Origin of the sequence: Shewanella bicestrii (assembly GCF_002216875.1) — a bacterium.
GTDB lineage: Bacteria > Pseudomonadota > Gammaproteobacteria > Enterobacterales > Shewanellaceae > Shewanella > Shewanella seohaensis.
In genome coordinates this window covers 3,341,384-3,368,369 of the sequence record NZ_CP022358.1, presented here as the reverse complement: position 1 = coordinate 3,368,369, position 26,986 = coordinate 3,341,384, and the positions used below count along the sequence as shown (strand labels likewise).

The window sequence follows — 26,986 nt, the reverse complement described above, 5'->3', positions numbered from 1 at the left end:
AGCGTTATTAGGCCGGATAAAAATTTCTATTTAATGTTCTCTAACAGTATTTGGGCTTTAGCCACTAAAAACAAGGCTAAAGCCGATTTTGCTGGCGCACCTTTGGCTATCTCTGTCATTTCCCTTAGCATCAGTGATGACGGTTTAATCCGTACCGATTAATTGCTGGTGGTGTCTTTTACACCATAATCCCGTTCACCAAAGATGGCGCTGCCGATACGCACCATGGTTGAGCCGCACTCAACAGCGACGTCTAAGTCATTACTCATGCCCATGGAGAGAGTATCTACCGCGGGATAATGCTGTTTTAATGTATCGAATAACTGCTTAAGCTTGCTGAGTTCGTCGGTCTGCTGCGCGATGTCATTGGTGGCACTGGGAATCGCCATTAAGCCCCGCAGTTGTAAATGGGGTAATTGGCTGATGCTATCGGCCAGTGGCAGCATCTGCTCGGCATCGATACCGGATTTTGTGTATTCATCACTGATGTTGATTTGAATACACACCTTGAGCGGCGCAAGGTGTGCTGGGCGCTGCTCATTGAGGCGCTGGGCAATTTTCTCCCGCGAGAGGGTATGCATCCAATCGAAGTGCTGGGCGACTAAAGCGGTTTTATTGGATTGCAGTGGCCCAATAAAATGCCATTCAATATCAGGGTGCGTGGCCTTTAGCGCCTCAATTTTTGTCACACCTTCTTGAACATAGTTCTCGCCAAAGCAACGCTGGCCCGCATTATAGGCTGCTATAATATCTTCCATGGGTTTAGTCTTACTGACGGCAAGTAAGCGAATACTGTGAGGTAGGCGTGCGCATTTTTGCGCCGCTTGCGCGATCCTGCTCTGGGCGACTGCGAGTCTGTCTGCTATTGTTGTCATGATGTAATTATCTGGTTGCAAGGATATCCCAAACTATGGAAATCACTGAGTTATTAGCCTTTAGTGTAAAACACAAAGCCTCGGATCTACACCTCTCTGCAGGGATATCTCCCATGATCCGTGTCGACGGTGAAGTGAGAAAAATTAACCTGCCCGCGCTCGATCATCAGGGTGTACACAGCCTTGTGTACGACATTATGAATGATAAACAGCGTAAGGACTTTGAAGAGCATTTAGAAATCGACTTTTCGTTCGAAGTCCCTAATTTAGCGCGTTTCCGTGTGAACGCCTTTAACCAATCCCGCGGCGCGGCGGCGGTATTTCGTACCATTCCCAGCGAAATTTTGTCACTCGAGCAGTTAGGGGCGCCAGAGATTTTTAAAAAAATTTCCAGCTTTCCCCGCGGCTTAGTGCTTGTTACTGGGCCTACTGGTTCGGGTAAGAGTACCACACTTGCGGCCATGGTGGATTACATCAATGAGAACCGCCACGACCATATCTTAACCATTGAAGATCCTATTGAATTCGTTCACCAGAATAAGCAATGTTTGATTAACCAACGGGAAGTGCATCGCCATACCCACAGCTTTAACGCGGCGCTACGTAGCGCACTGCGTGAAGACCCTGACGTTATTCTCGTCGGTGAGATGCGTGACCTTGAAACCATTCGTCTGGCTATGACGGCGGCTGAAACGGGTCACTTAGTTTTTGGTACCTTGCATACCACCTCGGCGGCTAAGACCATCGACCGTGTGGTTGACGTTTTCCCTGCCGGTGAAAAGGACATGGTGCGTACCATGTTATCTGAATCATTACAGGCGGTTATTTCGCAAACCCTGATTAAGAAAATCGGTGGTGGCCGTGTGGCTGCCCACGAAATCATGATGGGTACGCCCGCTATCCGTAACCTTATCCGTGAAGATAAAGTAGCGCAGATGTACTCGGCCATTCAAACGGGGATGGCCCATGGCATGCAAACGCTCGAACAGTGTCTGCAAAACTTAGTGAACCGTGGCCTCATCACCCGTGAGGATGCCATGTCGAAGAGTTCAAACAAACAAGCGACGTTTTAAGGATTTATGATGGATGTCCGTCCGTTTTTAAAAGTCATGGTGGAGCGTAAAGCCTCGGACTTGTTTATTACCGCAGGTTTTCCGCCAAGCGCCAAAATCGATGGCGAGTTACGCCCATTAGCCGAGAGTGCCTTCACGCCCGCGCAGTCTTTGGATTTTGTCGAATCTGTAATGACTGAGGCGCAAAAGAAGGAGTTTCACAGCACTCGCGAGTGTAACTTTGCTTTTGCGGTTAAGGATTTAGGGCGTTTCCGCGTCAGCGCATTCTGGCAGCGTGAATCTCCGGGATGCGTTATGCGCCGGATTGAGACCAAGATCCCTGAGGTAGAGGACTTAAAACTGCCACCGATTTTAAAAGATCTGGTGATGAGTAAACGGGGTCTTATCATCATGGTCGGGGGGACGGGAACCGGTAAGTCGACCTCCTTGGCGGCGTTAGTGGGTTATCGTAACGCCCATGCCCGTGGTCATATCCTCACCATCGAAGACCCAGTGGAATTTGTGCACGATCATCGCAAAAGTATCATCACTCAACGCGAAGTGGGTATAGATACAGAATCCTTTGATGCGGCGTTGAAGAGTTCGCTGCGTCAGGCGCCCGATGTGATTTTGATTGGTGAGATCCGTACTCAAGAAACCATGGAGTTTGCGCTCTCCTTCGCCGAAACGGGTCACCTCTGTATGGCGACATTGCACGCAAACAACGCTAACCAAGCGTTAGACCGGATCATGCACTTAGTGCCTGAGAGTAAACACCAGCAGTTGCTATTCGACTTGTCACTCAACCTGCGCGGCATTGTGGCGCAGCAACTGGTGCCTAAGGTTGATGGTACAGGACGACGGGCAGCGATTGAAGTCTTGATCAATACGCCACGTGTCGCGAGCTTGATTGCTAAAAACGAGCTGCATTTGCTTAAAGAAACTATGGCTAAATCGAATGAGCAGGGGATGCAGACCTTCGACCAAGCCTTGCTGCAACTCTATATCGATGGGGAAATCAGCTATGCCGATGCGCTTCACCATGCTGACTCGCCAAACGACTTACGTTTAATGATCAAATTGCAAAATAAAGAGCCTACCAGTTCAAGCTTTATGGAAGGCGTGACCTTGGATATGGATTAATCCTGTCCGCGGTGATGTGAAAGCAGCTCCCTTGAGCTGCTTTTTTTATCGCTTAAGACAATCGATAACTCGCTGTAGCTTTTATTTTTTTATTCAATATGATCTCTATATTAGTGAGTGACGTAATAGAGAATAACGAGTTTGCCAATCTTGGCGCGCCCAATGAGAAGGACATTATGATGAAACTCCCCTTAGTTATCTTTGCCAGCCTGTTAAGCACTAGCGCATTTGCGGCAACTTGCCCGAGTTATCTTGATGTTGAAGTGCGTAAATTACACTCGGATGAGAAGATTAATCTGTGTGAATTGACTCAGGGCAAGCCAGTGTTACTGGTCAACACCGCGAGTAACTGTGGTTACACTCCGCAATTTAAGGCCCTCGAAGCGCTCCATAAAGAATACAAAGACAAAGGCTTAGTGGTGATTGGTTTCCCTTCCGATGACTTTTTCCAAGAAGAAAATGATGAAAAAGACACGGCTAAGGTGTGCTACATCAACTATGGTGTCACCTTTACTATGCTCGCTACATCGCCCGTGAGAGGCAGCGATGCTAACAGTGTCTTCAAATACTTAGGAGATAAAGCCGACTCGCCTAAGTGGAACTTCTACAAGTATGTCGTCAGTGGCGATGGCAATACTGTGCAGCAGTTTAATTCTAAGGTTAAACCCGATAGCGCCGAGCTTAAGCAGGCAATAGAATCAGTGCTTTAATGCCCAATTTATTCATTTTACTCATGTTAAGAGGCTACTTTGGCTAGGTTTTCAGGATTATCAAAAGAGATGGGTCACGCAAAGCGTGGCAAAGTGGGCGTGTTGCTACTCAACCTTGGCACTCCAGATGCGCCAACGGCATCGGCGGTAAGGCGTTACCTTGCTGAGTTTTTATCCGACCCTCGGGTGGTCGAAATTCCAAAACTCCTGTGGATGCTGATTTTACATGGCATAGTGCTGCGCGTTCGCCCGGCTAAGTCTGCGGCGCTCTATCAGAAGGTCTGGACTGAGGCGGGTTCACCGCTGATGGATATCAGCTTGCGCCAAACCGCTAAATTATCGGACAAGTTAACAGCCGGTGGGCATCAAGTATCAGTACATTTAGCCATGCGTTATGGCAATCCTTCGGTGGCGAGCACCTTACAAACGATGCATCAGCAGGGGATTGATAAGTTGGTGGTGTTACCGCTCTATCCGCAATATGCGGCGCCGACAACGGGCTCGGCTTTTGACGCTATTGCAAGGGAATTAACCCAGTGGCGCTTTCTGCCATCGCTGCATTTTATTCACACTTATCATGATAACCCCGACTTTATTACCGCATTGGTGAACTCGATTCGCGCCGACTTTGAGCAACACGGTAAGCCACAAAAGTTAGTGCTTTCTTACCATGGTATGCCCGAGCGTAATCTGCACTTAGGCGATCCTTACTATTGCTTTTGCATGAAGACGACCCGTCTGGTGGCTGAGCAATTAGGGCTTACAGCGGATGAGTTTGTGATGACATTTCAATCACGGTTTGGTAAGGCTAAATGGTTACAACCTTATACGGATGCCACTATGCATGCGTTGCCGAGTGAAGGTGTACGTGACGTGGCGATTGTGTGCCCAGCGTTTAGTGCCGATTGCTTAGAGACCTTAGAAGAGATTGTCGGTGAAAACGGTCATATCTTTGCTAATGCCGGCGGGGAGAAGTTCCGTTACATTCCTGCGCTGAACGATAATGATGACCATATCAGCATGATGGCTAACTTGGTTAAGCCCCATCTGTAAGCTTTATAACCGTAGAAATAAAAAAGGATAGCTCAGGCTATCCTTTTGTTTTTACGACTTATCATTCACCGAAATGATTTTCAAAATAGCTTTCGACAATCAATACGGCAGACACGGCATCGACTTGACCTTTGGTGAGGGCTTTAAAGCCACCGAGTTCAAATAACCGAGCTTTTGCATCTGTGGTGGTCAGTCTTTCATCTTGAGTGACAATTTTAACCCCAAACTTAGCGTTCAGGCGGTTGGCAAATTTTCTCGCCCTGTGGGTCATCTCTTGCTCTGTACCATCCATATTGAGCGGTAAACCTACGACGACTAAATCGGGTTGCCACTCTTTAATGAGCTTGCCGATTTCATCCCAATTGGGAATACCATCGACGGCTTTTAGGGATAATAGTGGCGTGGCGCTGGCGGTGATTTGTTGCCCTATGGCGACACCAATACTTTTTGTTCCAAAATCAAAACCTAAAACGGTTTTTGCGTTCATCTATATTCACTCGTCACAATAAAATCGGCTAGGCGTGGCCCGCCTGTGATGACAATTGCCAAGCATCAAAGCCGAGCGCGCGGCTCGCTTGTTGCCATCTATCCTCGTGTTTGACATCGAAGAGTAGGGCCTGATCGGCAGGGATAGTCAGCCATGAGTTATCGGCCAGTTCTTGCTCCAGCTGGTTTTTGCTCCAACCCGCATAACCTAATGCCACGATAAATTTTTCTGGCGAGCGCTCGCTGCCAATCGCCGTTAATACATCCCTTGAGGTGGTGAGCATGAGGCCAGAGCTTAATTCTGTACTGTTGGCCCAATAGGGCTGGGATGTATGCAAGACAAAGCCTCTATCTTGGGACACGGGGCCGCCCATTAAAACCTGCGCGCCTAATGCGAGGTCGGTCGACACTTGCTCAGCGGGCAAATCCATCTGTTCGAGCAATGAGTTCACTTCAATGCCCAATGGTTTATTAATCACGAGCCCCATGGCGCCTTTTTCATCGTGTTCGCATAGATAGATGACGGTGCGTTCAAAAAAAGTGTCATCGAGCGACGGCATGGCGATTAAAAAATGGTTCTGCAAACTCTCCATTAAATGCTCCGTTCAGCCCACAGGCGTTGACCAATAGATTAAATCCAGCGGCTTAGGCTGGTGGCGTATCAACCGCCGGCTAATTTGACTTTGTAGTTTTGTTTTTCAAGCAGTTGTTTTAGTTGTTCACGATTATCGGTTTGCACTTCGATAGTGAAATCTTTGACTGTGCCACCACAACCACATTGTTTTTTAAGGGTTTGTGCCAGGGCTTTTAAGCCCGCTTCATCAAGCCCTAGGCCTGAAATGACCGAGACACCTTTACCTTTGCGGCCTTTGCTGTCTCTGTGGATACGCACAATCCCATCGGATGCGGGGATAGCTTTGGCTTCTGGCTCGGCAGTAATGCGGCCTTTATCTGTGCTGTACACTAAGGAAACGTTGGGATCTACTCTCATAAGTCATCTTTTATCTGAATATACGCCGCTTAAGTTTACCAAACTCAACGTCTTTCGGGGAGGTAAAAAAAGGCCACTGACAGAGACTGAAAGTGGCCGAAGGTCAATGCTAGCTCTTTGCAGGGAAGTAGCATGTTTAAAAAGCAGACTTAGAGATGCTGCAATACCATAGCGATTAATGCCAATGCGGTGAGTAGGGCGCAGGGCATGATAAAACGATGCAATTTAGGGAGGGCGATTAAGCAAGCGGTGGCAACAAACCCAAAGGCGGCAACCGTGGTGTAATTCACCCCGTTCGACACAGTCTCAAACACGAGCCAACTCAATACGACTAAAGGTAAAAACAGCAACATCATGGGGAGATGAGGTGTGAGCTTACTGTTATGGGTATCAGCAGAGACTTTTTGCGGTGCGAACCAGAAAATCGCCGATGCCACAATCAATGCGCTAATGAACCAGTACATGTTAGTTATCCCTTAATCGCTTTAAGTGATAATCATTATCATTTAAAGCGATTGCTGAAGTCAAGCTGAATAACACACTGCTTTTTCATCATATTGAGTTGTAGAACCGTCCATTGCTCTGTAAGCTAAATTTATTTTCGGCTTATTTGTGTTCGATAAGAACGACCAAGGAAATCACCATGAAAAATATAATTGTAGGTTTAGCCGTACTGGCATTGAGTGCCTGTAGTTCCCTTAAGTCGGGTTGGGATTTTGACCCAAGCGCCAATTTTACTCAGTACAAGACCTATGCGTGGGTCGCGCAAAAGACCGATGCTTCGGGTTATCACCTCGATGGTTTAATGGATCAGCGCGTGCGGGATGCGGTGAATTCTCAGCTTTCATCTAAGGGCATGACCTTGGTCGATGCAAAGGATGCCGATGTATTAGTGAACTATCTGACCAAAATCGATAAGAAGATTAATGTAGATACCTTCAATACCAATTTTGGTTATAACCCTTACTATGGCCCAGGTTGGGGCTGGGGCGGTAACATGCAAACCCAGACCACAGTCAGAGAATATGAAGTCGGCACCCTGATCATTGATTTAGTTGATAATAAAACCGCTAAGTTAATTTGGCGCGGCTCAGTGGCTGACACTATCCGTGATAAAAATACCCCTTCGGAAAGAGTGCAGCTTATCAACGAAGCGGTCGGCAGTGTGATGGCGAATTTCCCGCCAAAGCCTGAAAACAAATAATTTACTTTTAGTCTAAAAAAGCGGCCCTTTGGCCGCTTTTTTGTGGCCAAAATTTAGGCTTGAGTGGCATTAAGATGAATTTTCTACAAATTTTAAAATTTTAATTGATTATGCTTTATTAAAACTTATCAAAAATAAGCTTAATTGAATAAGAGGAACTGTCGTCTGTTGGTTAATGCATTGTTATTGAAGGGCTGCAGTGTAACGCAATATAGAAAAGTAGAAATAGCTAATGTACAAAAACTATCAATAGATTAAATATTCTAATGACAAAATTTAAATAATCTCATTATCCAGTCTGTAGATTATCAGGCAAAATCCGTTCTTTATGCATGGGTAATAAGTAGTTTAAATGCAAGAAGCGCAATTTATCGGATTATTATGGCTGATTGGGATTTTAGCCGAGGCCATGACAGGGGCATTAGCGGCGGGTCGTAAGCAGATGGACCTATTCGGCGTGGTGATCATTGGCTGCGCGACGGCGATTGGTGGTGGCACCCTAAGAGACATGCTGCTCGGAAATTACCCTTTGATTTGGGTCGAGAATGTCCATTACCTGCTCGCGATTGCATTTGCGTCTTTACTAACGGTCGCCATTGCGCCTGTGATGCGTTACCTGTCTAAGTTATTCTTGGCCATTGATGCCTTAGGCCTAGCCGTATTCTCGATTGTTGGCGCACAAAAAACGCTAATGTTAGGCTTTAGTCCAACGATTGCGGTGGTGATGGGGCTCGTCACAGGGGTCTTTGGCGGGGTGATCCGCGATATTCTCTGTAATCAAGTGCCTTTGATTTTTAAGAAAGAACTCTATGCGGTGATTTCGCTCTTTACCGCAGGCTTATATATCACCCTCAATGCTTACCAATTGGCTGAGTGGATAAACCTAGTGATCTGTTTAACGCTTGGCTTTAGCTTACGAATGTTAGCGCTGCGTTACCATTGGTCTATGCCGACCTTTGACTATCAAGCCAGCGGCGACCAACATACGCACTAATAAAAATGGGGCATTAAATGCCCCATTTTTTATGTTATTGCTGTGCTTGAATGGTTTTTAACGCTTCAAGCGCGGCGTCGTAATTGGGGTGCTCGGTAATATTGGGGACCAGCTCTTGGTACTTAAGCTGACCTTCGGCATCGATAATAAAGATGGCCCGAGCGAGTAAGCCGTAATCCTCAATCAATAAACCGTATTTCTCGCCAAAATCACGCCACACTGAGTCGGAAAGCACTTTGATTTTGTCGACATTCTCCACCTTACAGAAACGTTTTTGCGCGAAGGGCAAATCTGTACTGATGGTCAGCATGACGACTTCATCGGAGAAGTGGCTGACTTCACTGTTAAAGCGCTTAGTTTGCAGCGCACAGACGCCCGTATCTAAGCTGGGCACGGCACTGATCAGCACGGTTTTGCCTTTAAAGTCACTCAGGCTGATAGGGGTAAATTTTTCGTCGACAACTTTAAACCGTGGCGCCATTTGCTCAAGCTTGGGTAATTTCCCTGCGAGAGTGACAGTCTTGTCGCCCATCATCACTTGGGTTTTATCATTGGCGATAGCGGAGGGGCTGAGAACCATTAAACTAAAAACACAGCCAGCGGCTAGAAATGAAACATACTTTTGCATTTTCTCTCCCGTACTCAGGTATGTTGTGTACATAGGCTTAAGGTACGACAAAACCTAAACTATCACCATAAAAAAGGCCGGTATTCACCGGCCTTTTAATATGCTTGCTGATTATTTGCTCTCTGGCAATTGCTTCACATGAATATCCATTTGTGGGAATGGAATTTCAATGTTCGCTGCATCGAGTGCATTTTTGATTTGTTCTAAAATTTGGAAACGCGCAGTCCAGTAATCGGCGGTTTTAACCCAAGGACGAACCACAAAGTTGATTGAAGAATTTGCCAATTCAGAAAGACCTACGGTGTAACCAGGCTCTTTCAGCACGTATTGGTTGTTATCTAAAATCTCTGTTAATACTTTTTTGGTTTGCGCAATATCCGCAGAATAAGACACACCAATCACTAAATCGATACGACGATTTTCAGAGGCAGAGTAGTTTGTGATAGTGCCATTCATGATTGAAGAGTTTGGCGCCACAATCACTTTATTATCTGGGGTGCGTAATTTGGTTGAGAAAATGGTGATTTCATCAACAGTACCGGCAATACCCGCCGCTTCAATATAATCACCTACGCGGCATGGACGGAATAGCACCATTAATACGCCTGAGGCAAAGTTAGACAGAGAACCTTGTAGTGCTAAACCAACGGCTAAACCCGCGGCACCGATAACGGCGACTAAAGAGGCGGTTTGTACGCCAATTTGGCCTAAGGTGGCGATAATGGTGAACACAAACACCACTGCCCAAGCTAAGTTAGCCACAAAAGACACCACTGTTGGGTCAATCTTGCGGCTGTTGAGTACCTTACGTACTAACTTTTGTGCGACGCCAGAAAAATATTTACCGACGAAGAAAATAATGAGGGCAAATAAGATTTTTAAGCCATAGGTCATGACCAAATCAGGCGCCTGCTTTAATAAACCTTCGAGGTTTTCCATTAAATTACTCCCTAAAAATACGCTAACAAAACTAGTTATTATTGACGATAAATTGTACTCGTCGATTTAATCTGCGACCTTCGCTGGAATGATTATCCGCAACAGGTTCAGATATACCTTTACCGACAACGGTAAAGCGATTTGGATTGAAGCCATAGTCTTCAACCAAAATACGTTTCACATTTTGAGCCCGTCGTAGTGATAACTGATAATTAAACTCTGGCGTACCGACAATGTCCGTATGCCCCACTAAAGTTAATCGAGTCTCAGTATTCGCGTCTAAAAAAGCTTTCACTAAGGCTAAAGCTTTCCATTGCGATAAATCTACTTCGGCAATCGCAAACTCAAAATACACAATCGCGGTCTCAATATTATGACAATCAGCGGCTGAATAAGTACTGGGGTCATTGAGATCACATTGAATACTGCTGGATTTTACTTCGGCTTGGTAAACACAGCCATTGGCCATCACAGTGGTGTTTGCTGGTGTGTTTGGACAGGCATCTTTAATATCCGGGACGCCGTCTTGATCTGTATCTTGCCATGCATACGCTGGTAACATCTGGCTTAGGCTCAGCGCTAAACACGTTAATTTAATCCATTGCATTACGGATATTTTCACCACAAATCACCTTGTATTTTATCTTGAGTAGCTAAAACCACTAAGAGATTTGCACTGCATTAGCATGAGCATCTTAGTCTGGTATTCTATCTTTTTTATCGGCCTAACGCCAAGTTTTGCCCGTTATTTGATGCAAATCAATTGCATCAGCATAGATAACATCGGCTCCTTGTTGATTTTATCGGCAGACATAAAGGCAAACTATACAAATTTTTCCTTTGAGGCTAGAGTCGCACTTACGCGATGAATATCCGCGTCGGGGATAGGCAGAAGAAGTCGAGGACAAGATGATAGATTTACGCAGTGATACCGTGACCCAGCCAACAGAGGCGATGCGCTTAGCCATGTCGAGGGCTGAAGTGGGTGATGATGTTTATGGTGATGATCCGACCGTCAACAGTTTGCAAGATATGGCCGCAGAGATGTTTGGTTTTGAGAGTGCGCTGTTTACGGCATCGGGCACTCAGGCCAATTTACTCGCATTGATGGCACATTGTGAGCGCGGGGATGAATACCTGTGCGGCCAGCAGGCGCATAACTATAAATTTGAGGGCGGTGGCGCTGCGGTTCTCGGCAGCATTCAGCCACAACCGCTGACCAATCAGCTGGATGGCACTATCGCCTTGACCGATATTGAAGCGGCGATTAAACCCGATGACATTCACTTTGCGCGCACGCGCTTACTGAGCCTAGAAAACACTATCGGCGGTAAAGTCTTGCCCCAGACTTATCTTGCCAATGCGCAGGCACTGGCATTTCAGCGTGGCTTAAAAATTCATTTAGATGGCGCTAGGGTGGCCAATGCCGCCGTGGCGCAGGGGATAGGGATTGCCGATATTGCGGGGCATTTTGATTCGGTCTCCATCTGTTTATCCAAGGGATTATGCGCGCCTGTTGGCTCGCTGCTCCTAGGTGATGAGCGCCTAATTAAAAAGGCCACGCGCTGGCGTAAAATGCTTGGCGGCGGCATGCGCCAGGCGGGGATTTTAGCGGCGGCGGGTAAATTAGCGCTCATAGAGCAGGTTGAGAGACTTGGGGAAGACCATGAAAATGCTGCGTATCTTGCCCAGCAATTGAGTCAGTTGAGTGAGTTTGAAATCGATTTAGCCGCCGTTCAAACCAATATGGTGTTTGCAAACCTCGCGACCAATGTCGATGAGAAAGCGCTGGCGAAACGTTGCCGTGAGGCGGGCATTATCATCAGCCCTGGCCGCACGCTACGCTTTGTGACCCATAAAGATGTGTCGCGTCAGGATATTGATAAAGTGCTACAAGTGTTTAAATTACATTTGCAGGCATAATCGGCGTTGAGCCCAAGTGAAAACTTGGGCTTTTTTATACATCTTGCTTACTATATCGCCGATTTTAAAATCAAAAGTCGAATTGTGAGCCAGATGCTAGGCGAATTTTTTTAAGCCTATCTATACTAAAAACAATAAGTTCACATCATTGAGGTCGAGCAGGGTTGAAACCTAACAATAATACTAATAAAGGGGTCGATTATTGGACAAAACGGATCAGTGAATTGGAAATGCCAGCGCTCTGTTCCACCGTCCAAACGTTAGAAAAGCTTGCCAAGGATGACGTATCGTCTCTCGCCTTACTCGGGCGAAGCGTGATGCACGATAACGCCCTCACATCCCGTATCTTACGTGTCGCTAACAGCGCGATTTACCATAAGGGCAGTACCCAAATTTCGACCGTCAGCCGAGCCGCCATTGTGCTAGGGTTTGATGCGGTGCGTAATATTTGTATCACGGCTCAGTTGTTATCGAGTCTGTTAGAGAGCAAAAATCTTGCCCCCGCCGTTTATCAGCGCCTCATCAAATTAATGGCGAAGGCATTCCAAGCCGCCATGTTAGCGCGGATGATGCTCAGTGATTACGATGATGATATTCAAGAAGAAGCCTTTATCGCCTCTTTGCTTTATCACATTGGTGAGAGTGCATTTTGGAGTATTGGCGGTGAGTTTACCGAAACCTTAGACAGCCAATTAACCGAGTGTGAAAACTCCGTCGAGGAGCGTAGCGTCATTCGTGAAGCTTTAGGTACCTCATTCTCGCAACTGACGCAGAGTATTGCGCGCCACTGGGGATTAGGGGAGTTATTGATCCAAGCGGTGAATTATCCCGATGATCAACGCCCTGAAATTCGCTCTATCTTTCTCGCCGATAAGCTCTGTGAGATTCTCTCCCAAGAGGTGATTGATAAAAGCGAGCTGGATAAGCGTATCAGCCAAGCCGCTAATTTTACTGGGCTGGATGAGAAAGAATTAACCCTGAGAATGCAGCGCTGCACTAAGGCGACCCATAAACTAGCCGAAGCCTATGGCGCTAAAGTGTTGATTGATTATCTGCCCGATCCTAAGCGCATTAATAAGCTTGAGCCCAGCGTACCTGCGGTTGAGCTGCCCGTATTTGAGGCCAACTTGAATGTGCAACTGGCCAAACTGCGTGAGCTCACCGCCTTTGCGATCAATAAAGCCGATTTTAACCAAATCATGCAGACCGTGCTCGAAGGGATTTTAGAAGGCGTCGGCGTGGATCGCTGTGGGGTGTTACTCCTGTCGCCCAGTCGTAAACAGCTGCAACCTAGGATTATGCTCGGTCGAGATGCTGAAGAGATGAAGCAACTGTTTATTATCGATCTTGGCGATAAAAAGGGCTTATTTTCACTGGCGATGGAGCATAAGGAATGCCAGTGGATTGATAACCCCAATGCTAAAAAGTGGCTCGAGCAATGCAAAGAACTCAAGACTCAGCTGCCTGAGTCGGGTTTTTTGATGGCGCCACTCTTGGTCGATAGCAAAGTGATAGGCTTTTATTATGCTGACCGCGGGCCATCGGAAAGAAGTTTTAGCGAAGTGGACTTTCAAGCTTTTATCCACTTCTCGCAGCTGGCCAATGTGTGTTTTACCGTGTCGTTAAAATAGTTTACTGAGCGTTTTTAATTTCAGCGGTAATCTGTTTGGCAATCGAATTTGGGATGGGAAAGCTCAAATGATATTGGGCAATTTTCCATTCCCCATTGGTTTTAATTAGGGTGCCTGTCCCTCGACTCACGCCATAACTAGGGCTGTTGAGCAGTTCATCGAACAGGATCACATCACCATGCTGCACTAAATGGCGGCTGGTTAAATCGTAGCGCCAACCTTTGGTCGGGCGTGAATAGCGTTCAAACTCGGCCATGCCCCAACGCTCTGTCGCATCGGTTCCAATAAAAATACCATCCTGACGATAGAGGGCAAAATACTTGTCCCAATCGGCACTACTCGAATATTGATTCAATTTATCCAGCACTTGAGCGGCCGCTTGCTCATCGCTAAGCGTTGTTGCAACTTGTTCGTTAGCAATGACGGTTTGTGGATGAAAACATAGGGCGCCAAGCATTAACAGGCTAGCGCTGAACAGTGCAAGACGTTGGCGAGTGCGAGCCAAATTGGAGCTACGCTCCGTGCGAGTGAAAATTGTCATCGTGGATTCCTTATCGTTATGGTTATTCGGTCTGATGGTTTCTAGAACAGATGCTAATTAGATCAATGCCAGTTTATCGGATCGAGTTGATAAAAATGGCTCAACTCGCGGTAAAGGGCTGGATGCTCTAGATTAAGTGCTTCTGGCTTTTCAAAAAAGACCTCAGTCACTACGGCAAAAAATTCTGCTGGATTGGTGGCACCATAGTAATTAAACAGGGACGGGCGGCCAAGGGCGGCAGCTTGAACTAACTCATTAAAGGCCTGACTAAATACGCTCGACCACGACAGATAATCTTGGCGGCGCTGTAAAATCGGCGCGCCATTGGCGTGGCCATCTTCTTGATCTAATTGATGGGCAAACTCGTGGATCACCACGTTGTTGCCATCGTGGGGATTGGCAGCGCCCTCTAAAGTATTCTTCCACGACAGTATCACTTGGCCTTGCTCCCAGGATTCCCCTGCCAGCACATTGCGTTGCTCCCAGATCAAACCCGCGGGATCTTGGTGTTGGCTATCGACAATAAAAGCATCGGGATAGACCAATATCTGCCTTAGATTGGGGTAAAAATCGGTATTGCGGTTTAGCAGAAGCAAGCATGCTTGGGCGGCGATGGTGACGCGAATTTCGTCGGTTATTTGCAAACCGTCGCAGCCGACGAATCGTTTCTCATCCAAAAAGACTTGGATATGGCGTTTGAGTTGCAGCTGAAGATCCGCTGGCAAGGCGTGGAAATAAGGCAATCTTTTCTTCAAAATTGTTCGCCAAGCCTTAGGAAAGGCGCTGGCCATTACGCGCTTGCGGTGGAGCGTCTTGCGCCAGCGGCTCGACGCTAACCAAGCGATCGCACCGAGGCCAAGCGTTAGGGTAATGAAAACTGCGAGCATGAATTCCTCAGTGCACTATTTCCTTAGGTATATTAGCTAATGGGGATTCAGCGAGGCTAACTCAATGCTTTGGCTAAAAATAAAACGCTCTAGGATGTGCTTCTTACGGATAAAGTGAGGGGGTGTTGAGCAAAACTTCGGTGCGGTTTCGGCCCTGTTGTTTGGCTTGATAAAGTGCTTCATCGGCCTGGCAAAGGAGTCTATTGGTGTCGATTAATTGTGACGGTTGCCAGCAGGCTACACCTAAGCTGATGGTCACTAATCCCGAATGGGAGGAGTCCTCATGGGGAATGTGCAGGGCGATGATGGCTTTGCGCAAACGTTCGGCAATTTTGTAGGCATCCTCTAGATGGCTTGAGGGCAGTAACAGCATAAATTCCTCCCCCCCATAGCGGGCAAGAATATCCGTCGGCCGTTGCAGAATCGATTTGGCGGCATTGACGATTTGCTTTAAGCATTGATCGCCCAGTACATGGCCGTATCTGTCGTTAAATTGCTTAAAGTTATCGATATCGAACATCACAATGCTGAGGGGCATATTATGATCGTTAGCGTAAATCAATTCCTTCTGAATTTGGCTGTCTAAATAGCGGCGATTATAACAGCCGGTTAATCCGTCGGTTTCGGCCATGGCTTTAACCTGAGCCGCATAGGTTTTAAGGGTTTCGAGCGAGCTCACCATCTGTTGTAGCTCGAGGTTATCGGTAATGGGCATTTGGGTGTCGAGTTTTTCATTGGCGATGGCATTCATGGCATCACGGGTGGCGATAACAGGCTTAATGATGCCTTTAGCGATAAAATGCCAACTGGTGAGCCAGATAAAGAAGCAATAGAGAATGCCGCCACAAAAGATCAAAATCACGAAGGATGTGCTGTCACTCTTAAGATTTGCGCCCGCGAGTTGAATTTCTTCTTCTACATGGTTGACTAATTCTTGGGTAAAGGAGGCGATTTCCTGCGCCGCACCAGCTTGATAGCCAAAATGTGCATTGGCAATTTGGGTGCTTTTTAGCGCGTTACGGGAGAGGTCAAAAAGGTTGTCTTTACCCACCATGTTTTGCCTGATTTGCGATAACCAGTCGATATAAATGGCGCTGTCTTGATTAAAGGAGCGCGAGATGTTGTCCATGGTTATCAGTCGGCGCATCCCATCCCGTTGTAATTGGTTAAGCTCGACAAGGCTTGTCACATTTTTTACGTTATCGAGGAGCACAAACAGATGCTCGCCCTGATGAAGAAATGCTGAAAGTTTTTGATCTTCTGATAGATTCTCTGCAATTGCATTCAACTGCTTTTGGGCGATTAAGCGGTTATAGTGGCCATGAATTTGCTGCAACTGAGTTTGCATGCTATCGGAAAATGCTATTGCCATCCCCGAGAGATTCGCCTGAATATTCTGGGCTTGGAATTTGGCTTGCAGCGCTGTGTCGGTCAAAGTGTTGAGCAGGGGTAATTGCTGCTGATAATAAAGTTGAGTGTCTATGGCGTGGTTAAGCGCCTCATGCATATGCGGCGAGGTTTCCATGCTGGCGAGGGTTTTGGTATCCCTAAGCAAGTGTTCCCATTGGCTTGTGAGTTCTTGCAACAAACGTAGGCGCTGCTCCTCGGTATCATAATGGTTTAACTCAGTGGTGATGATTTGCAGTCTTTCACTGTTTTTTGCCAGTTGCAGCGCGGTTGTCACTTTCACCACATCGCTATTAACCAAGAGTTCGATTTCCGACCTTAGCTGTTGTGACAATAGGATAGCGATAACGCCATTAAGCAACGCCATGCCCAGAATGATATAAAAGGCCAGCGTAATTTTATGTTTTAGACTTGTGAGTCGTTTAGCATTCATTGGCTATTGTTCTTATCAATTGCAGGCACTTCCCCATAGGTATTCTGCAGATGCTTAATTTTGGCACTCAATTCAATAAAAATATCGGCGCTGTCCGCTTCATGCCGGCTTGCGGCGTAACACGCATGGCTTAATTCTGGGTAAATTTGTCCCATGGCGGTCGTGGTAAAGTGCCCGACATCCAAGACTTTAGTTGACCAAAATAAATTTGCGATATGGCTCGCCTCGAATGCGCCAGCAATGGCTCTTTTTGAGGCTTGGTTAAATTCGGGCGCCGTTACTACGTCCATTCTGCAGGGATTGCCGCCACCGAGGGCATAGGCGTATTGGGCTTCATAGGTGCCCATGTATTTAAGTAACCAATAGGCGGCTTGCGGATTTTTACTGTCGTAGCTCACTGCAAAGGCGTAGGCGCCGTTATAGGGGGTACCGCCTGGCACTTGAGCTACGCCAAGTCGAGCACCCGGCACATTGGCCTCGACTTTAAAGGAGGCCGACCATAGATTGTTGTAAGCAAAAGGCCAAATAGCCACTTGCCCTGAAGCCATTGCATTGGCCGCTTCGTTAAAGGCAAATTTGTCATCCGCAGGGATAGCGTAGGGCATCAGCTTACGGTAAATAATGGCCGCTTTTAGCGCCTCTTGATTGACAGCGGGCACCTCAAAATGCGTCAACTGTTTTTGTTGATTATAGATGGGCCACATCCAAGCACCACCTAAGCTCCAGATAATGCTAGAAAACTCATCGTTAATATGGGGCTTATTGCCTGACATTAAGGCAAGACCATAAAAGTTGTGGCTTAGCTGTTTATCGGCGAGGAGTTCACCGCTCTTTCGAGTAAAAAATACCGCTTGATCCTGCAGTTCATCAAAATTGGTCGCAGGTTTGAGTGGATAACCGAAACGTTGCTGAAAGTGGGTTTGCTCGGTCTTATTTTCAAACAGATCGGCACGGTAGTGGCTGCCCATCACATAGTTATTGTAGGGGATGGCGTGTAACTCGCCGTGATAAGACAAAATGTTAAGAAGTGATGGATAGTAAGGTTCGAGATACCTTTCCATCGCTTTTTCGCCATCGGGATCGTATAGTTTGGCTAATTCTGGTAGCGGCACGGTATAGCCATTGGCAGCCCACTCTTTGGCCCAACCCGCCTCCATAGTGAGCAAATCGTACTTACCTTCACCTTGCAGCAACGCTTGGGTCTGAAGCTCAAACATGCTCTCAAGCTCGGTGCTAACCACATTGACTTTGACACCGGTTTTTTCGGTGAATTTAGGCAGCATTTCGCGGGTCAGATAGTCGGTCCAAAAGCCTTTTTCGGCGACTAAGGTGATGGGGGTTTTATTCGATAGCGGGGGAATTTGAGCCAAGGAAAATTCCGCTAAAGAGGGTTTTGTTAGCGTTAATCCAAGTCCAATAAATAGGAGCGATAAAGGTCTAAACAAGAATGACTCCTCAGATACAAGGGTTAACATGCTAATAAATAGCATTAATAAACTTAGCTGTACATTAAGGATAGGCTTGATACAAATTATAACTTAATTTTTGTAAGGTTTTTTTGAGGCAAAAAAAACCGGTGACCTAATCAATGTGGATCACCGGAAAAGGGTGGGAGATGGCGCGGTACTAAGATTTTTTTATCTGTTGCTCGCGCATCTGCCGCAAGGCGGTTGGCAAAGCATAATGTTGTTCAATTAAAAAACGGATCAATTTAGATTTGGAAATGTCACTTTCTTCAGAGAGCTTGGCTAAATGGCTGATTGCCGCTTCACTCAACGAAAACGTGGCTTTACGATAATGCGGCCTTTCCTCTTCATGGTTCGCATCCTGCTGCATCGATGCCGTTTTAGGCCGATGCAAAGTCACCACATTGGAAGTATCTAACTTGACTTCAAATGGTGCGACTTCAAGTGGTGCGACTTCAAGCGGCGCCGCTTGAAGCGGTAATTCTTTCACTAATTCCATCGCCGCCAATGAGCCGCCGGTACTTGGGAGACGGTTTTCTCCCATGGCATAGAGGGTCGCGGCGTCAATAAACTCATCGAGGGAGAGGGGCTGTGCGCCTCCCCTAGATGGCATAGCGTTTTTCTTGAGGTCGCTGAGTCCCATATTGTCCTCTCAGATGATTCGGCTGAGGTTGATTCATCGCGGCACGATGCGCGGCCATTGGTGTGCTTGGTCTGAGTAAGGCCGTTAATGAGGCGGCGCAGTCCACTTGGAACATTTCACAGGCGATAGCACGAATTTCGGTGGCGGCTTTACCCTTAGGTTCTATCTCGATAACAGATAACCCTGACTCTTCGCTGTCATCATAGATATTACGGCTATAGGTAATCGCATCTAATACATTGATATCGTAGGTTTTGCAGACCTCTTTGGCCTCTAAAATACGGTTCGCTTGATTCGGCAGGTTAGGGCATTGGGTGATAACGAAGGAGGCGTGCAGCTTGGGGTTAATCATCTTACAAGTTGCGACGATATCATCCATATGACTCACGGTTTTTAAGTCGCGGCGTTTTGGTCGCAGTGGCATTAAAATATGGGATGCCACTGACATAGTCGCCCTTAATGCAAGGTTGTCTTGGCCGCCACAGTCAACAATCACAAAGTCATAATGCTGCTCTAAGCTCAAGAGATCATTTCGGATTTTTCCATAGAGCTGTACGCAGTTGATGCTGGCAAGTTTGGGGTTGTTGTTTCTGGCTTGGATCCAATCGGATGTGGTTCGCTGTGGATCGCAATCCACCATGATGACAGAGGCACCACATTCAGTGGTAAGAAATACTGCGATATTTTGTGCGAGGCAACTCTTACCGCTGCCGCCTTTTTCGCCGCCGACTAACACTATCATGACGAATTCCTCAATGCTTAGGGTATCACTTGGGCGGCTGTTATATGTGTTGAGCTTTACCGCACCTTGTTGTCATAAATGAATGTAAACCCTATGTTAATTGCGGTCAATTAGCTGATTTTTGACACTTTTTTATAAAATGTCGCGCGATTGTTATTTGACGTTACAGTGTCGTGTGCCGTTAATTTGACTCTTATCAGACGAAAGAATGAATAAGGCTGATCATTAGTTAATGTGATGATTTTTAATGGTTTTATGAATTTTAGGCTTGCAAAATATTGAGGTGAGCTAGGTCAGTTTAGCGGTATTCAGCTATCTGGTTGATGGTGCATATTTCATTTTTGAAGATAGTTTTTAGTTTTTATTCTTAAATGTTATCAAAATACAGAGTCTTGGTTGCTGTTTTTCAGTCGAAAGTTGTCTTGCTGCTGTGCTTTATGTCATCAAATTGCCACCTAATTCGGTTAGGATTTTCCTATTATGCCGTCTAATCACCTTGATTTTTCTACCATTCGTGAAGGGATGCCAAAATGGATATTAAAATGCTAATGCCTATTGAATTTGAGTTGGTTGAATCTGCGCCTTTATTTCATGAGTTGCTCAATTTACGCGATGCGGCGGGGCATCCTTCTATCGGCGTTGAGATGGCGGATGGGCATCCGTTACAGCCTTTATATTGGGTCTCTATTCGCCTAACGGCTGAGCAACAAAAAAATACCTCCGCCTTAGTGGCAGTCGCCTGCGTATACGGTGATAAGGCTAACCATCTGGCGATTGAGGATTTTATTGTTTTACCTGAATATCGCCATGTGGGGCTGGCCAAAATAATGTTAGAGCGAGTCATGGCCTTTGTGGATGAACATGCCAGTCAAGGGACTTGTGTGAGCATTAACGTCCATGGAGAAGAAGAACTGCTCTGTATTGAGTATGGTTTTGAGCATTCGCATTGTGCCAATCTTGGGCCGAATCTGCGTAAACTCTATGCCTAGTTTATTGCCAATAAGGGTAAGTCTATGACTTGCCCTTATCCTATTTAGCCGTCGTCGTACCTAAGGCGACATTAGCCATAGGCATTCATTAGGCAATAGGGTAGCATCCTGCATCTAGTCTTCTGTCTAAGTTCAAGCTAATACCTTTATGGATCAACAACAGCTTATCGATGCCGTAAATCAGGTGATGCCCTTTGGCAAATATGCTGGCCGCCGCTTACTCGAATTACCCGAACCCTATTTAGTTTGGTTTCATCAACAGGGATTTCCAAAGGGAAAATTAGGTGAGCAGTTAGCGCTGATTTATGAGGTAAAACTCAATGGCCTCGAGGGCATGTTAAAACCACTGTTGAAATGAGTTCCCCAGTGAGCGATAAAAATCCTACTTTTGCGATAAGTGTTGTATTTCGTGATAGAGATTGGCGATTTATTACCTATGGCATGTTTTAATGCCGCATATTAGTAAAACACAAGGAACAAAAGGCATGATGGCAAAATTGGTAAAATTAGCGGCTGTAGCAACATTAGCGTTAGGTATGTCAAGTGCTTGGGCACAGGGCGTCGTTCATGAAGGTACAGTTGTGGATACCATGAATGGTGGCGGCTACACCTATGTTCAAATTAAAGAAGCTGACAACACGTTTTGGGCAGCCGGCCCAGAAGCTGAAGTCAAGAAAGGCGACAAAGTGGCCGTGGTTGAGCAAATGTGGATGAATCAATTCACCAGCAAAACCTTAAACCGCACCTTCGACAAGCTGCTGTTTGTTGGCCAAATCGAGAAGAAATAATCTCGGTCTGCATAGAAGATGAGCCAGAATCATTAAACCGCCTCGCCTTGTCGAGGCGGTTTTGTTTTCAGCATTTACTCTTCCATACATATCTAGGCTATCACTCGTTGGTAAAGCGCGGCAAAATAGGCTGATAAGTCCAAGCTTGGTCGATAAATCGTGTCCGTTCCTTTACAAGCCAATAAGCAAATTGAAGTTGTGCCTTATCGGCGCCGTTATGCCCGCGCGGTGAGTGAACTCTTTCATCACAGCGTGCATCAAATACAACATGAGCGTTATAACGCCGCGCAGCTTAATGCTTGGTCGCAGGCGCCCCGCTCGAGTCAGCATTGGCATTTACGCTTAAGTCGTTCCCAAGCTTGGATTATTTTGGTGACAGATGCCGCGAGCTTATCTAAGATTTGTGCAGGTTTTATCAATGTCGAAACGGATTTTCACCATCAAGGATATATAGATAGCCTCTATATTCATCCAGATTGGCAACGGCAAGGGCTGGGGGAGCGAGCTTATCGACAGCTCGAACAGTGGGCAAAAGAGCAGGGCTATTGTCAATTGAGTGCCGATGCATCTTATCTTTCCCGCGGGCTGTTTATTAAGCTCGGATTTGTCCAACAGCAGCGCAGCTATCAACAAAAACTGGGCCAAGTGTTGCCGAGTTTTTATATGACTAAAAAACTGTAACTGAATGGGAATACATTGCCTGTGTGCCCATTGGTCATGATTAACCCATAGGAGTGGACTCCAATGCAGATACGCTTATTTTCACCTCCGGATGTGGCACAGGTGGCGGCGGTATTTAATGCCAGTGTTATGGAGGGCGCGCAGGAATATTACTCGCTTACCGAACGTTTAGCTTGGGCGCAAAACCAAGGTGAGGCGCGAAGTGATGCCTACTGGCTGGCTAAGTTAGAAGACACCACTACTTGGGTGGCGCAGGAAGGCAGTAAGTTGGTTGGCTTTACCAACTTAAGGCTCTGTCCCGATAAAGAACTCAATTGTATGGTCGGCGAAGTCGATTGCCTGTTTGTTCACCCAGAATACAGCCGTGCCGGAGTGGCGACGCATCTCTATTTAGCCTTACTCGAAGAGGCTAAAAGCCGTAATCTTAAACGGCTTACCGTTGAGGCCTCCTACCAGGCGCGTCCTTTCTTTGAGAAACAGGGTTTTAATTGCATTCGCCGTAATGAACTACGTCGCTATCTGACCGCCGAAGATAAACAAAACGACAGGGCGCAGGTGTTAGTGAACTTTAGTTTGATTATGTCCTTAACATAGGTTTGCGCTCGAAGGGGATCCCTTTAGGCATACGCAGACCAATAAAAAAACCGCCTCGTTTCCTCGGCGGTTTTTTTATTGGTCACAATATTCATCAGGCTAAGTCAAACACCAGTGCGGTGACATAGCTGTCGGCGGCGCTAAATCGAACCACTTCTTCGGCGGTGATATGTGCGCCATCCCCTGGGGTGAGCACTTGGTCATTGACCTTAAGTGTACCTTCCACCAATTGCACATAGAGCTGACGCTGTGGCTTAAGCTGCGGCATATGCACTTGCTCTTGCGGTGTCAGCATTAAGCGATACAAGGTTGCATCTTGCTGCACTTTTAAGGTGCCATTTTCACCCGTTGGGGTGACTACTGCGGTCAGCGCCGAGGTTTGCTCGAAGGCCTTTTGCTGATAACCCGCATCAATGCCTAAGGTATCTGGTTGGATCCAGACCTGCAAAAAGTGCAGTGACTCAGTGTTTGATGCATTAAACTCGCTGTGGTAAATCCCTTTACCGGCGGACATTAGCTGGAACTCTCCCGCTGGTAAGGTCTTAACATTACCAAAGCTGTCCTTATGGGCTATGGTGCCTGAAATCACATAACTGATGATTTCCATGTCTTTATGACCATGGGTTTCAAACCCAGCGCCCGGCGCGACTCTGTCATCGTTAATCACTCGTAGGGAAGACACGCCCATATGCTGTGGATCGTAGTAGCTGGCAAACGAGAAGGTATGTTGGCTCTTTAACCAGCCTAAATCAGCCTGCCCACGGTCCTGCGCTTTACGTATACGGATCATCATTTCCTCCTTATTTTAAGCGTGCGGCTAATAGGTTGTCGGCGCTCAGTTTACCTGCACCTGATACAGCCAGAGACACAGTGGCAGCTAACAGGGCTAAACCAAACTCATAACCGTTATTGCTGAGGAACAGACCGTTACCAATGTGGACCGAGAAAATCGCGACCACCATAGTAAAGGACAATACCAGTGCCGTTGGGCGAGTCAGTAAACCGATAATGATCAGCAAGCCACCAAAGAATTCGCTCGAGCCCGCCATCAGTGCCATTAAGTAGCCAGGGGTTAAGCCGATGGAGGCCATCCATTGTCCTGTGCCTTCTAGGCCGTAGCCACCAAACCAGCCGAAGAGTTTTTGTGAACCGTGGGCCATGAGGATGATCCCGATAGGAATACGCAGGGCCAATGGGGCGAAGCTTGGGGCAGAGGTCAGTAATTTTGTGATAAGTGCTTTCATGGGATGTTCCTTAATTCAAATTTTTTAACTATGTCGTTAATGGGTTAGTCGGTGGAGGCTTAGCGTTAATTTCTCCATTGGTTTAAAGTTTAGTCTTGACCTTGCTGAAAGAAAATCGGAACCTTTTCAAGGTTTATTTCAAAAAAATTGAACAAGAGGTGGCTATGTTACCTGTGATGAGTCTCGATGGATTGATAGTGCTCGATGCTATTGATAAGAAAGGCAGTTTTTCGGCAGCGGCCGAGTCCTTATTCCGAGTACCATCGGCGTTGACCTACACAGTGCAGAAATTAGAGAGCGACTTAGGGGTAAAATTATTTGAACGTAAGGGCCAGCGCGCCGAGCTAACCTTAGTTGGCCAGTTGGTATTACGCCAAGGGCGGGAGATTTTAGCCGCCACCGCAAGGCTTGAAGAGGCGGTTCGGCAACTCGAAACGGGCTGGGAGTCGGCGTTAACCTTAGCGATTGATACTGTGGTGCCCGATTTGCCACTGTTAAAACTGATTGCTGAATTTACCGAGTTAGGTAAACAGGTGACTATTAATATCACTGAGGAGTCATTAGGTGGTGGTTGGGATGCGCTGTATTCGGGCCGCGCCGATATTGCCATTGGGGTCACCGGAGAGTTACCAAAGGGGCAATATCACTTAGTCGAAATCGGCATGCTTGAATTCGTGTTTGCCCTAGCGCCTCACCATCCCTTAGCACAGTTTGACCATCCCATCCCGACCGAAGCCTTGTTGCAATTTCCCTCCGTGGTGGTGGCCGATAGCTCGACGGCGCTCGCGCAGCGCTCCAGTGGATTATTTGATAGTCGCCAAGTTATTCGTGTGCCGAACATGCAGACCAAGATTAAAGCCCAGCAACTTGGACTGGGTGTGGGTTATCTTCCCAAGCATTTGATCCGCGAAGAACTCGCTTCAGGCGCATTAGTTGCGTGCAAGGTTGAGATCCCAAGACCGGCGCAGCCAGTGTTTCTCGCGTGGCGCAAGGGAAATCAAGGCAAAGCGCAGGCGTGGTTTGCCGAACGTTTACCCCATTGCGACTGGTTGTTTTAGTGAGATGTAAAGAGCACATGTTGATGTGGATTGAATTAATCACAGTACTTAACCCATTGGCTAAGTACTGTGATTAATTAAGAGGACAGAGTTAAGAGGACAGAGCTTCGCGGCAGTGCGCTTACACCGAGCGCTTTACATGGCTGGTGTAATGCACATGGGGCGAGAGCAAATCCGCTAAATTGGGGTTGGGCGCTCGATTGAGGAAGCGAATAAAGGCCTGGGGTAGGGTGAGCGTCTCAATCGATTCCTGCCAGCGCGCCTGTAACAGTGGGTGATAGCCTTCTTTCCCCGCAGCGGTATAAGAGGTAGAAACCCCCACATAGAGTGCATTGGGTTGCACTGGATACCAGAGCGATAAGCCATCCTGCTGCATCATTTCAAGCTTGAACAAACGCTCCCCTAATGGGCGTCTACCATCGTAGTAATAACGCAATCCGTAGGTATAGGGGAAGCTGCCCGCACCGGTGCCGCGCACACTGTTGTTTGTCGCGGCGTTAATCGCCGATTCCAGCGCTTGGTATAAATACTGGCCTTGGATTTCGTATTTGACTAATGGCAATTCGAAGGGGAGCAATTGGCCCAACACATCGGCGAGGGTGAGCCTGCCTTGGGCGACAGATTGTCTCACTCCGCCCGCGTTATGCAGGGCAAAGTGGATGCGAGGATCTTCAAGTTTGGCCTCTTGGAACATACTGCGGCTCACCCAAGGGGCGATTTCGCTGCCATGGGGTAATGCCTTAGAAGGCAGCCTGGTATGCACTAGATTCTTAGGCACAAGGGCTAAGACTTTGTTTTCCATCTCGGCAATCGCGGGGCGATAGATATCTTGGATCACACCGTGAATGTCTTCATCGGCATCATCCCACAATACATAGGGATGCTCATTAAAGCGTTGCTGCACGGCTCGATAGTCAGTGTCATCCACTTGCTCACTCGAACTCAACATAAACTGCTTATCGAGCATAAAATAGTTGCCACCTTTTAGGCTTATCGCGCGGCCCGCTGCATCAAATTCAATCTCGGCCAAGCCTAAGGTTTCGGCGTATTTCCCCGCATGAACGATAGGAGTGCCATGGATGGTTTCACCATAGGGTATATTGCTTAACCCCAAGGCACTAAAATCGCCCTGCAATGTATGGGTATGGCCACCGACGATAAGGCTGATGCCATCGACTTGTTCTGCAAGCCTTTTGTCCTGATCTAAACCTAAGTGACTCAGTACGATAATGTGCTTGATGCCTTTGGCATGCAGATGCGCGACTGTGCGCGCCGTGGTCGCAATCGCATCGACAAAGTGAGTGTCGGGATCGGGTCTGGCGATGTTTTTCATCTGATCCAGAGTAATGCCGATGATAGCGAGCTTTTTGTCGTAGAAGGGCTTTTCGAGGTAGCTGGCAAGTTGGTTTTTTTCATCATAGGCCAGAATATTCGCCACAGTACGCAGGTTACCCGGCTTGCGGATATCCTCTTGGCTTAAGTCCATATTGCCTGCCAGCAGCGGAAAATCGATTTGCTTAGCAAATTCGGCGAGCCGCGCATTGCCTTCATCAATATCGTGATTACCAATCACCATGGCATCGGGTGAGAGTAAATTCAGCAAATGGGCGTTGGCCTTACCCTTAAAATGGCTGAAATACAGCGTGCCTTGGAAACTGTCACCCCCATGCAAAAATAAAAACGGCATTTGGCTTTGTGCGGCTCGGTCACGTGCCTGACTAATCTGATACCCCAGGCGCGCATAGCCACCGCTGTGACTGGTGATATCTAAGGCTTTAAGCCCGAGATTGAAGGAAAATTGTACGCGGCTGGGCTCAAAATTCGAATGGGTATCGTTGATGTGCGCGAGTGAGAGTGTGTATCCCTGTGTCATAACCTACCTCT

General features: G+C 47.1%; 32 protein-coding genes. 15 read left to right on the top strand and 17 right to left on the bottom strand.

From position 1 onward, the window contains the following. Positions 1 to 33: 33 nt before the first annotated feature. Entirely contained in the window at positions 34 to 162 is a 129-nt protein-coding gene (locus CF168_RS22660) for a hypothetical protein (protein WP_276207210.1), read from the top strand. Here the strand turns inward: CF168_RS22660 and CF168_RS14670 are convergent. Next, complete coding sequence (locus tag CF168_RS14670; protein WP_011716281.1) at positions 159 to 875, bottom strand: YggS family pyridoxal phosphate-dependent enzyme; 717 nt, start codon at positions 873 to 875, stop codon at positions 159 to 161. The genes CF168_RS22660 and CF168_RS14670 overlap by 4 nt on opposite strands. A 35-nt stretch (positions 876 to 910) precedes the next feature. Between CF168_RS14670 and CF168_RS14665 the strand changes: the two genes are divergently transcribed. The 4 genes from CF168_RS14665 to hemH all read left to right on the top strand — a co-directional run bounded on the left by CF168_RS14665 (position 911) and on the right by hemH (position 4,833). After that, on the top strand, positions 911 to 1,948 hold the full coding sequence (locus CF168_RS14665) for a type IV pilus twitching motility protein PilT (RefSeq protein WP_011716282.1): 1,038 nt from the start codon (positions 911 to 913) through the stop codon (positions 1,946 to 1,948). Between the two features lie 9 nt (positions 1,949 to 1,957). Continuing rightward, entirely contained in the window at positions 1,958 to 3,070 is a 1,113-nt protein-coding gene (locus CF168_RS14660; protein WP_011716283.1) for a PilT/PilU family type 4a pilus ATPase, read from the top strand. A 176-nt stretch (positions 3,071 to 3,246) separates the two neighbouring features. Further along, a complete protein-coding gene (locus tag CF168_RS14655; protein ID WP_041412578.1) occupies positions 3,247 to 3,780 on the top strand; it encodes a glutathione peroxidase in 534 nt (177 codons plus the stop codon). A 69-nt stretch (positions 3,781 to 3,849) separates the two neighbouring features. Beyond that, positions 3,850 to 4,833, top strand: coding sequence for a ferrochelatase (hemH, locus tag CF168_RS14650; protein WP_011716285.1), 984 nt, complete (start codon positions 3,850 to 3,852; stop codon positions 4,831 to 4,833). Between the two features lie 61 nt (positions 4,834 to 4,894). Here the strand turns inward: hemH and ruvX are convergent, their stop codons facing one another. The 4 genes from ruvX to CF168_RS14630 form a co-directional block, all read right to left on the bottom strand. Then, on the bottom strand, positions 4,895 to 5,320 hold the full coding sequence (gene ruvX / locus CF168_RS14645; protein WP_011621986.1) for a Holliday junction resolvase RuvX: 426 nt from the start codon (positions 5,318 to 5,320) through the stop codon (positions 4,895 to 4,897). Positions 5,321 to 5,348: 28 nt separating this feature from the next. Continuing rightward, complete coding sequence (locus CF168_RS14640; RefSeq protein ID WP_011621987.1) at positions 5,349 to 5,912, bottom strand: YqgE/AlgH family protein; 564 nt, start codon at positions 5,910 to 5,912, stop codon at positions 5,349 to 5,351. Between the two features lie 68 nt (positions 5,913 to 5,980). Then, positions 5,981 to 6,310: a stress response translation initiation inhibitor YciH gene (gene yciH / locus CF168_RS14635; RefSeq protein WP_011716286.1), complete on the bottom strand. Its 330-nt coding sequence runs from the start codon at positions 6,308 to 6,310 to the stop codon at positions 5,981 to 5,983. A gap of 149 nt (positions 6,311 to 6,459) precedes the next feature. Next, entirely contained in the window at positions 6,460 to 6,774 is a 315-nt protein-coding gene (locus CF168_RS14630; RefSeq protein WP_011716287.1) for a hypothetical protein, read from the bottom strand. A 179-nt stretch (positions 6,775 to 6,953) separates the two neighbouring features. Here CF168_RS14630 and CF168_RS14625 point away from each other — a divergent pair, with 179 nt between their 5' ends. After that, positions 6,954 to 7,514 (top strand): DUF4136 domain-containing protein, encoded by a 561-nt coding sequence (locus CF168_RS14625; protein ID WP_011621990.1) that lies wholly within the window; start codon positions 6,954 to 6,956, stop codon positions 7,512 to 7,514. A 352-nt stretch (positions 7,515 to 7,866) separates the two neighbouring features. Beyond that, positions 7,867 to 8,508, top strand: a complete 642-nt coding sequence (locus CF168_RS14620) for a trimeric intracellular cation channel family protein (RefSeq protein WP_023266508.1) — start codon at positions 7,867 to 7,869, stop codon at positions 8,506 to 8,508. Between the two features lie 34 nt (positions 8,509 to 8,542). Here CF168_RS14620 and tpx read toward each other — a convergent pair whose 3' ends face one another. The 3 genes from tpx to CF168_RS14605 all read right to left on the bottom strand — a co-directional run bounded on the left by tpx (position 8,543) and on the right by CF168_RS14605 (position 10,697). Beyond that, positions 8,543 to 9,136, bottom strand: coding sequence for a thiol peroxidase (gene tpx, locus CF168_RS14615; protein WP_089068211.1), 594 nt, complete (start codon positions 9,134 to 9,136; stop codon positions 8,543 to 8,545). 111 nt (positions 9,137 to 9,247) lie between these two features. Further along, the gene (locus CF168_RS14610) at positions 9,248 to 10,075 is read right to left on the bottom strand and encodes a mechanosensitive ion channel family protein (RefSeq protein WP_023266506.1); all 828 of its coding nucleotides are present in this window, start codon (positions 10,073 to 10,075) and stop codon (positions 9,248 to 9,250) included. A 31-nt stretch (positions 10,076 to 10,106) separates the two neighbouring features. Then, on the bottom strand, positions 10,107 to 10,697 hold the full coding sequence (locus CF168_RS14605; protein ID WP_041412580.1) for an OmpA family protein: 591 nt from the start codon (positions 10,695 to 10,697) through the stop codon (positions 10,107 to 10,109). A gap of 287 nt (positions 10,698 to 10,984) precedes the next feature. Here CF168_RS14605 and ltaE point away from each other — a divergent pair, with 287 nt between their 5' ends. Both ltaE and CF168_RS14595 read left to right on the top strand, forming a co-directional pair. Beyond that, complete coding sequence (gene ltaE, locus CF168_RS14600; RefSeq protein WP_011716293.1) at positions 10,985 to 11,998, top strand: low-specificity L-threonine aldolase; 1,014 nt, start codon at positions 10,985 to 10,987, stop codon at positions 11,996 to 11,998. Positions 11,999 to 12,162: 164 nt separating this feature from the next. Next, on the top strand, positions 12,163 to 13,629 hold the full coding sequence (locus tag CF168_RS14595; RefSeq protein ID WP_011716294.1) for an HDOD domain-containing protein: 1,467 nt from the start codon (positions 12,163 to 12,165) through the stop codon (positions 13,627 to 13,629). Position 13,630: 1 nt separating this feature from the next. Here the strand turns inward: CF168_RS14595 and CF168_RS14590 are convergent, their stop codons facing one another. From CF168_RS14590 to CF168_RS14565, 6 genes are all read right to left on the bottom strand, one after another. Beyond that, positions 13,631 to 14,170: a nuclear transport factor 2 family protein gene (locus CF168_RS14590; protein ID WP_011716295.1), complete on the bottom strand. Its 540-nt coding sequence runs from the start codon at positions 14,168 to 14,170 to the stop codon at positions 13,631 to 13,633. Positions 14,171 to 14,232: 62 nt separating this feature from the next. Continuing rightward, positions 14,233 to 15,057 (bottom strand): zinc-dependent peptidase, encoded by an 825-nt coding sequence (locus CF168_RS14585; RefSeq protein ID WP_011716296.1) that lies wholly within the window; start codon positions 15,055 to 15,057, stop codon positions 14,233 to 14,235. Positions 15,058 to 15,160: 103 nt separating this feature from the next. Further along, a complete protein-coding gene (locus tag CF168_RS14580) occupies positions 15,161 to 16,897 on the bottom strand; it encodes a GGDEF domain-containing protein (protein WP_011716297.1) in 1,737 nt (578 codons plus the stop codon). Further along, entirely contained in the window at positions 16,894 to 18,387 is a 1,494-nt protein-coding gene (locus tag CF168_RS14575; RefSeq protein ID WP_011716298.1) for an ABC transporter substrate-binding protein, read from the bottom strand. Before CF168_RS14575 ends, CF168_RS14580 begins: the two co-directional genes overlap by 4 nt. 136 nt (positions 18,388 to 18,523) lie before the next feature. Further along, entirely contained in the window at positions 18,524 to 19,006 is a 483-nt protein-coding gene (locus tag CF168_RS14570) for a hypothetical protein (RefSeq protein WP_011716299.1), read from the bottom strand. Further along, complete coding sequence (locus CF168_RS14565) at positions 18,966 to 19,748, bottom strand: AAA family ATPase (RefSeq protein ID WP_089068210.1); 783 nt, start codon at positions 19,746 to 19,748, stop codon at positions 18,966 to 18,968. Before CF168_RS14565 ends, CF168_RS14570 begins: the two co-directional genes overlap by 41 nt. Before the next feature lie 530 nt (positions 19,749 to 20,278). Between CF168_RS14565 and CF168_RS14560 the strand changes: the two genes are divergently transcribed. The 5 genes from CF168_RS14560 to CF168_RS14540 all read left to right on the top strand — a co-directional run bounded on the left by CF168_RS14560 (position 20,279) and on the right by CF168_RS14540 (position 22,800). Continuing rightward, entirely contained in the window at positions 20,279 to 20,737 is a 459-nt protein-coding gene (locus tag CF168_RS14560) for a GNAT family N-acetyltransferase (RefSeq protein ID WP_089068209.1), read from the top strand. A 148-nt stretch (positions 20,738 to 20,885) separates the two neighbouring features. Continuing rightward, entirely contained in the window at positions 20,886 to 21,095 is a 210-nt protein-coding gene (locus CF168_RS14555; protein WP_011622004.1) for a DUF3820 family protein, read from the top strand. 127 nt (positions 21,096 to 21,222) lie between these two features. Next, positions 21,223 to 21,525 (top strand): hypothetical protein, encoded by a 303-nt coding sequence (locus CF168_RS14550; protein ID WP_011622005.1) that lies wholly within the window; start codon positions 21,223 to 21,225, stop codon positions 21,523 to 21,525. A gap of 159 nt (positions 21,526 to 21,684) precedes the next feature. Continuing rightward, positions 21,685 to 22,206, top strand: a complete 522-nt coding sequence (locus CF168_RS14545) for a GNAT family N-acetyltransferase (RefSeq protein WP_089068208.1) — start codon at positions 21,685 to 21,687, stop codon at positions 22,204 to 22,206. Positions 22,207 to 22,269: 63 nt separating this feature from the next. After that, a complete protein-coding gene (locus CF168_RS14540) occupies positions 22,270 to 22,800 on the top strand; it encodes a GNAT family N-acetyltransferase (RefSeq protein ID WP_011716304.1) in 531 nt (176 codons plus the stop codon). A 94-nt stretch (positions 22,801 to 22,894) separates the two neighbouring features. Here the strand turns inward: CF168_RS14540 and CF168_RS14535 are convergent, their stop codons facing one another. Both CF168_RS14535 and CF168_RS14530 read right to left on the bottom strand, forming a co-directional pair. Continuing rightward, positions 22,895 to 23,590 carry a pirin family protein gene (locus tag CF168_RS14535; protein ID WP_011716305.1) on the bottom strand — a complete coding sequence of 232 codons (696 nt, stop codon included), beginning with the start codon at positions 23,588 to 23,590 and terminating at the stop codon, positions 22,895 to 22,897. Between the two features lie 10 nt (positions 23,591 to 23,600). After that, positions 23,601 to 24,044: a DoxX family protein gene (locus CF168_RS14530; RefSeq protein WP_011716306.1), complete on the bottom strand. Its 444-nt coding sequence runs from the start codon at positions 24,042 to 24,044 to the stop codon at positions 23,601 to 23,603. A gap of 164 nt (positions 24,045 to 24,208) precedes the next feature. Between CF168_RS14530 and CF168_RS14525 the strand changes: the two genes are divergently transcribed. Beyond that, positions 24,209 to 25,102, top strand: a complete 894-nt coding sequence (locus tag CF168_RS14525) for a LysR substrate-binding domain-containing protein (protein WP_041412961.1) — start codon at positions 24,209 to 24,211, stop codon at positions 25,100 to 25,102. A gap of 121 nt (positions 25,103 to 25,223) precedes the next feature. Here CF168_RS14525 and CF168_RS14520 read toward each other — a convergent pair whose 3' ends face one another. Further along, positions 25,224 to 26,975, bottom strand: a complete 1,752-nt coding sequence (locus tag CF168_RS14520) for a bifunctional metallophosphatase/5'-nucleotidase (RefSeq protein ID WP_011716308.1) — start codon at positions 26,973 to 26,975, stop codon at positions 25,224 to 25,226. Between the last annotated feature and the right edge of the window lie 11 nt (positions 26,976 to 26,986).